At 28.7% G+C, this 8,565-nt stretch carries 8 protein-coding genes; all 8 read right to left on the bottom strand.

Annotated features, from left to right (window positions below; translation table 11 throughout):
- Positions 1-254: 254 nt before the first annotated feature.
- On the bottom strand, positions 255-521 hold the full coding sequence (gene cas2, locus NE054_RS05920; protein WP_297889768.1) for a CRISPR-associated endonuclease Cas2: 267 nt from the start codon (positions 519-521) through the stop codon (positions 255-257).
- Position 522: 1 nt separating this feature from the next.
- Positions 523-1,515 carry a type I-B CRISPR-associated endonuclease Cas1b gene (gene cas1b / locus NE054_RS05925; RefSeq protein WP_297889772.1) on the bottom strand — a complete coding sequence of 331 codons (993 nt, stop codon included), beginning with the start codon at positions 1,513-1,515 and terminating at the stop codon, positions 523-525.
- 2 nt (positions 1,516-1,517) lie between these two features.
- Complete coding sequence (gene cas4 / locus NE054_RS05930) at positions 1,518-2,021, bottom strand: CRISPR-associated protein Cas4 (RefSeq protein ID WP_345780601.1); 504 nt, start codon at positions 2,019-2,021, stop codon at positions 1,518-1,520.
- A complete protein-coding gene (gene cas3, locus NE054_RS05935) occupies positions 2,017-4,338 on the bottom strand; it encodes a CRISPR-associated helicase Cas3' (protein ID WP_297889778.1) in 2,322 nt (773 codons plus the stop codon). The genes cas4 and cas3 overlap by 5 nt, the downstream gene beginning before the upstream one ends.
- Entirely contained in the window at positions 4,335-5,027 is a 693-nt protein-coding gene (cas5b, locus tag NE054_RS05940; RefSeq protein WP_297889780.1) for a type I-B CRISPR-associated protein Cas5b, read from the bottom strand. The genes cas3 and cas5b overlap by 4 nt, the downstream gene beginning before the upstream one ends.
- A complete protein-coding gene (gene cas7b, locus NE054_RS05945) occupies positions 5,028-5,927 on the bottom strand; it encodes a type I-B CRISPR-associated protein Cas7/Csh2 (protein ID WP_297889783.1) in 900 nt (299 codons plus the stop codon).
- On the bottom strand, positions 5,911-7,602 hold the full coding sequence (locus tag NE054_RS05950) for a TIGR02556 family CRISPR-associated protein (protein ID WP_297889786.1): 1,692 nt from the start codon (positions 7,600-7,602) through the stop codon (positions 5,911-5,913). The genes cas7b and NE054_RS05950 overlap by 17 nt, the downstream gene beginning before the upstream one ends.
- Positions 7,603-7,680: 78 nt before the next feature.
- Positions 7,681-8,460: a GTPase gene (locus NE054_RS05955; protein ID WP_297889788.1), complete on the bottom strand. Its 780-nt coding sequence runs from the start codon at positions 8,458-8,460 to the stop codon at positions 7,681-7,683.
- Positions 8,461-8,565 lie beyond the last annotated feature (105 nt).

Here is an 8,565-nt window from a genome sequence, read left to right on the forward strand (position 1 = left end):
TTTCATTTTATCTACCTCCTATTTTGTTTGATTATTTTATCAAGGTAGATGCTCATTGTCTATATGAACCTATACAAATTTTTTAAAAATTTCAACCGGAATGTGTTTTTTCCCGTCGACCTCCAATCCTGCAAAAACCCCTGGACATCGACGGTTTTTATTTATCAATAACTTACAGTTTTTGCGTCTCATTTGCATATAGTTATTGAGACAAAATTTTGCCATTTTGGATAGGACGACGGAGTAATAACGGTTTAAAAGAAAATATCTTCATGTGAAGGTTTTTTGATACCAAGTTCCTCTCTTTCATAATATTTTTTTGTTCTAAATTTATAGATTAAAATAGAATCTTCGTCCTTATTCATAATTTCTTTTAGCTCATCTACAAGTAATCTATAGTTGGCTTCCGAAATCTCTCCTTCAAACACACTATTTTGCACATGTATAAGATACTTTTTACAAATTTTATGAAATTTCTGGACTCTTTTTTCATTTGCATCGTAAACTAAAATTACAAACAACTTACCACTCTGCTATAAATGGTTTATAAATTTCTTCTTCTAAGAAATGTTTATAAAGTTTATAACATTCAAGTCTGATTAGCTTTCTATAAGAAACATTACCAAGGTTTTTATATTTTATTGTTGTTAATAACTTTTCTTCAAATGCTTTTATAAAAAGCTGTCTTCCTTTTTCATTTAGATACGAGAATTCAACATCTTCTTCAAAATGATTTAACTTTATCTGACCTTTGTTTATTAAACTAAAAATTACTCTGTCAACAATAATAGGTTTGAATATTTCCGCTATGTCTAAGTTAAGACTAAAACTTCTTTGGTTTGTTTCGTGTAGATATCCTATTCTTGGGTCCAAATGAGTTCTGTAAATCTGGGCTAATACTGTAGTGTACATCAAAGAGTTTCCAAAACTTATTAGCGCATTAAGTGGATTTTCAGGAGGTTTTTTTGTTCTTTTATCAAATAAAAAATCTCCTGAGTTTAAAATTATGTTAAATGCTTCATAGTATAATTTTCTTATTTCTCCTTCAATAGCCATCAAGGATAGTGTATCGTTTTTACTGTCTATTTCGCTGTATTTTTCTTTTATTATTTGGATTGTTTCTTTTAAATATTCTCCTTTTACTTTTTTGTAATAATTAAGATTTTGTAAAATGTTATCTACAGCTCCTTTTACAAAACTTTTTGCTAAAAATAATCTTTCTTCTACATTTAAGTAAAATTGTGCTTGTTTTAGTGTTATCAATCCAGAGTTAAGGTACTCCCTAGGATAATAGCTTCCTACGTAATAACCGTAATGGTTATAGAAAAAAAGTGGAATTTTGTTCTGGGTAAAAAACTCTAAAACTCTTTTATTTAAATCAACCTCTCCAAATATATGGATTTCTGACACAGAATTTACTGGAATGATTTTTCTTTCTTCATCTTTTTCAAAGTAGATAGTATTATCTTTTCTTTTTATTGTTCCATTATTGAATATATAAATAGATTTTTTCATTTTTAACTCCAGCACATTTCTTTATACGCACAAGTTTTACAGTAAGGTATTTTCTCCGGCTTTGGAGGTTTAGGTTGCCTTAAAATCACTTTTATGTTTTTTATAGTGTTTTCTAACTCTTTTTCTAACTCTGATGTAAGCGTTACCATCTCTTTTTTCCTTTCTTCTGGTATTAACAACTCTCCAGATAAATATAAATTTTTTTCTTTTTTAAGATAATACAGATAAAAAGCAATTTGCATCTTAGCACTTTGTAAAAATTTTGATGATTTTTTTATCTCACCTACAACTTTTTTATGAGAAATGATATCTATCTTTATAGTGTTATCTATCATGATTTCTTTTTTCTCTTTTTTATAAAAAATTTCATGAATATGCTTTCCAAGCACCAAAAATTCATTTTCTTGGTCGGCTTCTATTCCATGACCAATAAGCCAAACCTCCCTTTTACAGATATAATAGTACCATATTAATGTGCCGTTAATCTTTATTTCATCAATGTTAATACTCAAGATAACCCTCGGTTTTGATTTTAAATCCGGATTCAATATCATAATATTCATCTAAATTAGATTTTGGTATATAGTAAAAGTAATTTTCAAAGAGTGGTATATTTTCTTTGATAGGAACGGATATTACATAATCGTAAAAATCTTTTTTTATTCTGTCAAATGCTTCCTTTCTTTCAAAAACGTCTTCTATCTTCAGTATATTTTCGTATTCTTTCCATACTTTTTCTGCTTTTTCATCTATTTCTACAAACACATCACTTTTATAAAAATCTTCCTGTATTAAAACAAAATCTTCAATAGAATTTATACGGTCTTTCTCTTTGTCGCCTGAAAATTTCAAACCATAAAGAGCTTTTAACAATTCTACTGATTTATCATCGGAAACTCTTTCCTTAACGAGTTGATAGTATTTCTTTGAAAGATTTAAAATATCTTTTTCTTCGTAAAAATTTTCTTTTAAAACCTCTTGTGTTATATAAGTTAAGATGTTACTGTAAATGTAAGAGTGATAAAATCTTCCATTTTCATCTTTTAAATTGACTAAATATAAAATTCCTTTTTCTTTTTTCCCTTCTCTATTGCATCTGCCAGCAGACTGAATCACACTGTCTAAAGGTGCAAAATCTCTGTAAACTACATCAAAGTCAACATCTACTCCAACTTCTACTAACTGTGTTGATACCACTATCCTTTTTTTCTTTTCTTTTATCTGGTTTATTCTTTCTAATCTTTGTTTTGGAACTATATGTGTAGAAAGAAAAAGTATTTCATCTTTGTATTCGTTTTTTAATAAGTTATAAAGCTCTTTCGCACTATTGACTGTATTCATTATAAAAAGGTAGAACTTGTTATCTTCTATTTTTACGCTTTTATAAAACTCTTGTAGTGTTTGTGGAGTTTTGTTTATATGAATATTATACCTGTTTAGTGCTTCAAAATACTTTTGATAATCTGCAAGCTCTACATGTTTGTCAAAAATCATAGGTTGTGTTGCGGTTGAAAGAATTACATAAAAGTTAAACCTTTCTGCCATTTTGTAAAGAGTTTCTTTTATCAAAAGCCAAAAATGATGTGGAATAGATTGAATTTCATCTAATATTACAATAGAGTTTGTGAACTTATGAAACTTTCTTAACATCTTATTTTTATTTCCTATAAATGAGTAGAAAAACTGTATAAAAGTGGTTGTGATGATTTTGCTGTTGAAACCTTCTATCAGAATTCTACTTGTGTCGTAGTCAAACTCGTCATCTTCCCCTTTGTAATTAAATCCTGTAAGATGGTGGTATTTCATCAAAATGGAATTATCTAAACTCATACTCTCTTTTAAAAGGTTTTCTATCACTTTATAGTTTTGTTCTATTACCGACAAAAACGGTAAGCAGTATATTATCTTTAAGTTTTTACCTTTTTCTTTTTTAAACCTATCTGCTATATTTAAAGCTACTTTTAGAGATATTAGAGTTTTCCCTATTCCTGTTGGTAGCGTAATTGTGTATATTTTTTCATTTAGGTTTATCTCTTTTTCAGATACTTCTTTGTAAGCTTGATACCGTAGATTGTGCAAGTCATTTTCTGTATTTTTGAGTTTGGATACGTACTGGTCTACTATTTTTGGATTTATGTCTATGTTTTTAAATAGTATACTTTTATCCGTTTTTATTCCAACATCGGATTTGTCTGCATCAAGTAACAATGAGTAGAAAATAGCGGTGTCTATAAAGTAGTCCAATGTACTGTCTTTTTCTAACTTCCTTATATACCTTTTTATTTCAAGCAGTTTAATTTCTATCTCTTCTAAATTGATATCGTTAAAGTCAAAACTTACAATTTCTTTTTTTTCTATTCTGAGAAGTTCTAGAAAATGGTTGAATTTTTCTTTATCTATACTTTCTATCTGTTTTTTTAATATATTTTTCTCTTCATCTTCTATTATAAACTCGTATAAAAATTCTTTTAAGTTAGAGTGGTGTCTTTTTGGAATTATAAAAGACAAAGCAAGTAAAAATTTGTTATCAATACATTTTGATTTTAAATATCTATCAGTTAAATGTAAACTTACTACCGCTCCTAACAAAGAATGTTTGGTTTCTTTTTTACTTTTTAAATTTCTATCTTTTTTTGTTATGTACTCTTGGAAAAATTTAGTTGTTTTTCCTATATCGTGAGAAAATGCTATTATGGTAAAAATGTCTTTTGAAATTTCATCGCTGAATATTTCATCAAAAAATTTCAGACCTATTTCTATAACATTGCTAAGATGTTGTTCTAAGTATCTATCCGGATGTGAAAATATTCCAGAAGCGTTCATGGTGTTAGAAATGATATTATTCTATCTCCTACTTTATAACAATTTTTAAACTTACCTTCTATGGTGTTTCCTTCCAATTCCATAACAATCTCTTTATAACAAATTACTTCTCTATCTTCCTTCATATCTAATGGTATTCTTTCTTTAAAATATTTTTTCCCTTCTTTCATTTCTATACTTTCTACATTTTCTGTAAGTATTACAGAGTTAACTTTATCACTTTGTTCTAAGGTTTCTACATCATAAAGTCCTTTGAATTGAAAGTTAGCTAAAAGATTTGCCAAACCTAATGATAGAGTGTAATAACTTTGCTTAGTTTTGACTCTGTTAATCAGTTCATTAAATAAATTTTCATCAGAAATGTGTATGTATAACCTATAAGCCGGTTCTTTTAAAAATTCTGTTCGGATTTGCGTTCTACCTTTTATAAGATAAAAGTGTTGTTTTGTGTCTATGTAGTTTAAGGTAATTCTTGTTTTCTTGATAGGTTTTAAAATTTCTATACCTATTTTTGTCGTTCTTCCGTTGATATGTTTTAAATATTCTTCTTTTGCTAAACCTATTATGGCACCAATCATTCCATAAATGGCGGTATTAGGTGGAATAGAAAAAGTAAGGGGTGAAGAAGTGGTATAAAACTTTTTAAAATGACCGTAATCACCCCATAAATCAAAGGCTAATACTTTCATCTATATCTTCATCTCCTCAAAATTTACTTTATCTGATTTAAGTTCTCTACTTAATTTTAGATTTCTATCAATCTTGAATAATACTTTTTCTATCTTTTCCGCTTCTTCCTCTATAACTTTTATAAGCTTATCTACATTTAAGATAAAATCGTCGGTACTTCTTATCTCTTCATCGGATTTTTCTGATTCTATTTTTACATATCTATGTAGTTCTCCTATATGTGAGTGTACACTCTCTTTGTATACTACTTCTATCAGTAATCTTGGTATTTGTTCGTTTTTAGACCTTGTAATAAGGTTTTTAGTTCCTTCCCACATACCTTCTTTCATAAGTTCTAAATCTTCTTCTTTTAATTTTGTATCTTTGGCTGCATTTTCGTTCGCTACGCCATGAAACGCAATTAGTGAGTAAGGTAAAATCCATTCTTCTCTAAAAGTTTTTTGTTCTTTTCCTTCTTTTGATGCAAACGCTCCTGTACCTTTTATAAATTCCAACTTCACCCTATGAAGTGACTGTCCCATATTGAATTGGACAGGTCCTGTAAAGGTAATAGAGCTGTCTTTATTTTTATCTGTTCTTATAGGAATTGTTCCTCCAAATAGTCTTATATCAATACAGTTATCCAAAATTTTATCCGGATTATTCTCAAAATCTTCAGCTCTTGCTTTTGCATCTTGGATTTTGCCATCGTTGTTAGCTATTTCTCTAACGAATATTTCTTCTCCTTTAAATTTCATGAGATAATCCCTAATGGTTCTTTTGAGCCTTACATCCGTAACGATATTTTTTCCAGACTCTTCGTCTATTCTTGGCTTATTTTCATCGTTTGGGTCTCCGTTTGGATTGGCATAACTAACATCGTATAAAAATAAATACTCTCTCCTATTTTTGATTGCCATCGCTTTCCTCCTTATTTACTTTAAATTTTTCATAAAGAATATTTAAAACTTCGTTTTTAAGAGCCATTCCGGCTGCAAAATAAAAGTTTATCTCATCTACGTTTAGTTTAAATTTATCTTGTATAAGAAAATTTTTTGATACTTCTTTTGCAATTTCTTTTTGAATGTATTTGTATTCGTTGTATTCCATTAATTTATTTATCACTTTTGGTAAAAGCCCTTTTATATCTTCTTCATTCATTTTTAAAGATTTTAATGATTTAATAAATGGTGATGAGTTTCTTTCCTTATTTTGAATATCTAAAAGTATTTGTGTTAAAACTCCTAATAAAAATATTCCTTTTTTAGCTGGTGTATTTAGAGCACCTCCTAACTTTTGATAAATTTCATCTAAATTTTCCATTCTTTCTCCTCCGAAATTTAATAATCTAAGATTCCCTAAAAATCTTAAATTCATAACTGCATCTAAAACAAGATATTTGAATTTATCATCGTAATCCGTCAAAAACTTTTCTCTTATTTTTCTGGTGAAAATACCTATTAGAGTTTGAAAATCTAATAGACCTCCCTTAAAGATTCTTTCAACGATTTCAAAAAATAACTTATCATAAAGATCCAAAAACTGATTTAATTTTCCAAAGTTGTAACTTTGATTGAATGCTTTTTCTACGTCTTCTTTGGCTGAAAATATTTTGCTAATCCTTGAAGGTAAAACATCCTCTACTAGTAATAGTATTCTTTCTGCTGAGTTTTCTTTTTTCAAGAACAACAAATAAAAACTCACAAAATCTTTGTAATCTTTAAGTAGCATTAAAATCTCTTTCTCATCGCTTGAAAAATTTTTCCCTTTATCTAAGGTTACTTTCCCGCTTAAGTGTTTAAGAATATCGTTTATTTCTTCTAACGCTTCTTTAGTGTTTAAAATGAGATGTGGAATTATATAGTAAGTTTTTCCATAAAAGTTAAACTTTAAATTTTCCTCTACGTATTTCTTCGCGTATTCTACTTTTAAAAAACAGTCTTTACAAATAGGAAAATTTTTCCATGCATCCTGTTCTCTAAATCCTCCGGCAATATATCCAGGTTTATCCAAGGTATAGAATTTGTAAATGTTGGATGTTGTAAACACTTCCTCTTTTATCTCTCCACATATGCTACATAAACTGTTTCTCTTGGATACCTCCTTGAGTTTTGAAATGTAATCTTCTAAAAGGATTGTTTTAAAATTTTCTATTTCGTACGGATATTTTCCATCTATCTTTACAGTAAGAATTTTGTTCCCTTTGTTCTGTTTATCTAACTCTTCTAAAGTTTTTAATATATCATCTTTTTTTCCTTCAAGTTGTTGATACATTTTCTTTATGTTAGGTTCATCGTTTTCTTTTAACCATCTTAAAATTTTGTTTTCAAATGTTTTTTTATACTCTGTTACCCTAGATGTAGGAGAGTAATCTAAACCGTTACTTGGTCCTTTTTTATACAAATATAACTTCCAATTTTCTTTTTTGAATTCTTCAACAGAGACTCCTAGAAATTCAAAATCTTTACTAAAATTTAAAACCCATACAGTTTTATAGGTACCATTACTATCCGGATTTTCTAAGAGTATATCAATTTCTTCTTTATTTTCTACCTTTAAAAGTATCTCTCCTATCTCTTTTAATGAACTTAGCATTTATAAGTTTACCTCTTTTTTGTTATTATCTATCCCTCATATCAAAGGTAAACATATTATAGCATATCCGTTCATAGTTTATAACCAGTAGGCTTTTATATGACCTTTTATCCAGTCCCAAAGGATTTTTTTGGCTGTCCTGTCGTAATCTACTTCTCCTCCCTTTATCTTGTAGTTTAGTTTTTTGCCGATAATCTCTAAGGTTTCAACCGGATTGTCAGATACTTTAACATTGTAGGCTTCTTCTAAAGCTTCTTTTTTGTTTTGTAGTATTTTTTCTATCAGTTTTACTGCCACATCGGACGGATGTGGTAATTTATCCGGAATGTAGGAACCTTTGAGAGCTAAATCTTCTTGGTATTCAAGGGTTATTATTCCGGGTGTGTCTATAAGGTATATATTGTCGTCAAGTTTAATGAGTTTTTCTCCTACTGTCATTCCGGGTTTTGGTGATGTTGTGGCTACTTTTTTCTTTTTTAATGCGTTTATCACGGAAGACTTTCCCACGTTTGGATAACCTAAAACTCCTACTTTTACTATCACTTTTTCTTTTGCTATCTCTTTTATCTTTTCAAGTAGTTGATTTACACCTATATTTTTATGGGCTGAAAAATTTACAGCCGGAAAATCTTTTTCTATCTCTTTAACAGCTTTTTCTAAAAAATCTTTTGGAACTAAGTCCGATTTATTTAAAACAACTATAAGACTTTTATTTCTCTCTCTTGCTAAGGATTCAACTACACTGTTTCTTGTTAAAAGTGGTATTCTTGCATCTACAACTTCTAAAACTATACTACTTTCTGTCAACACCTTTTTTGCTATGCTTTTTTCTCTTAACCACTCTCTTGGTTTTTCCACTTTATCACTCCAAATTTTTTATATAGTTTAGGCTTCTTCTAAAGCTTCTTTTTTGTTTTGTAGTATTTTTTCTATCAGTTTTACTGCCACATCGGACGGATGTGG

The sequence above is a fragment of the Sulfurihydrogenibium sp. genome, from assembly GCF_027448985.1.
Classification (GTDB): Bacteria; Aquificota; Aquificia; order Aquificales; family Hydrogenothermaceae; genus Sulfurihydrogenibium.